This is a genomic window from Bacillus sp. 05T31 (assembly GCF_056396725.1).
The window spans coordinates 1-727 of the sequence record NZ_JBFTMA010001193.1; the positions used below are offsets into that span (position 1 = coordinate 1).

The 727-nt window shown below is 45.3% G+C and carries 4 tRNA genes and 2 rRNA genes; all 6 read left to right on the forward strand.

Annotated features, from left to right (window positions below):
- Window positions 1-103: ribosomal RNA gene (locus AC1DJR_RS32310) — 23S ribosomal RNA — on the forward strand; the annotation flags it as partial.
- A gap of 100 nt (window positions 104-203) precedes the next feature.
- Window positions 204-319 (forward strand): 5S ribosomal RNA (rrf, locus tag AC1DJR_RS32315).
- 5 nt (window positions 320-324) lie between these two features.
- Window positions 325-400: transfer RNA gene (locus tag AC1DJR_RS32320), tRNA-Val, on the forward strand.
- 4 nt (window positions 401-404) lie between these two features.
- Window positions 405-480 (forward strand) — tRNA-Thr (locus AC1DJR_RS32325).
- 14 nt (window positions 481-494) lie between these two features.
- A tRNA-Lys gene (locus AC1DJR_RS32330) sits at window positions 495-570 on the forward strand.
- Between the two features lie 14 nt (window positions 571-584).
- Window positions 585-665: transfer RNA gene (locus AC1DJR_RS32335), tRNA-Leu, on the forward strand.
- Window positions 666-727 lie beyond the last annotated feature (62 nt).

Below are 727 nucleotides of genomic sequence, written 5' to 3' on the forward strand. Positions count from 1 at the left end.
AAGCTAGTAAGATCCCTGAAAGATGATCAGGTTGATAGGTTCGAGGTGGAAGCATGGTGACATGTGGAGCTGACGAATACTAATAGATCGAGGACTTAACCATATAATATGAAGCAATGTTATCTAGTTTTGAAAGAATATAAAAAACTGTTGACTTTCAAAAGTTAATGAGTTATAATAATTCTTGTCTTAAATGAATACAGTCTGGTAATGATGGCAGAGAGGCCACACCCGTTCCCATACCGAACACGGAAGTTAAGCTCTCTAGCGCCGATGGTAGTTGGGACCTTGTCCCTGTGAGAGTAGGACGTTGCCAGGCAATTCGGAGGATTAGCTCAGCTGGGAGAGCACCTGCCTTACAAGCAGGGGGTCGGCGGTTCGATCCCGTCATCCTCCACCATTTAGCCGACTTAGCTCAATTGGTAGAGCAACTGACTTGTAATCAGTAGGTTGGGGGTTCAAGTCCTCTAGTCGGCACCAGTTTTTAATTGTACGAGCCATTAGCTCAGTTGGTAGAGCATCTGACTTTTAATCAGAGGGTCGAAGGTTCGAATCCTTCATGGCTCACCATTTTAATGAAATATGCGGGTGTGGCGGAATTGGCAGACGCACTAGACTTAGGATCTAGCGCCTTTGGCGTGGGGGTTCGACTCCCTTCACCCGCACTTTTAATAAAATAACTCAAACATGTCTTGCGGAAGTAGTTCAGTGGTAGAATACAACCTTG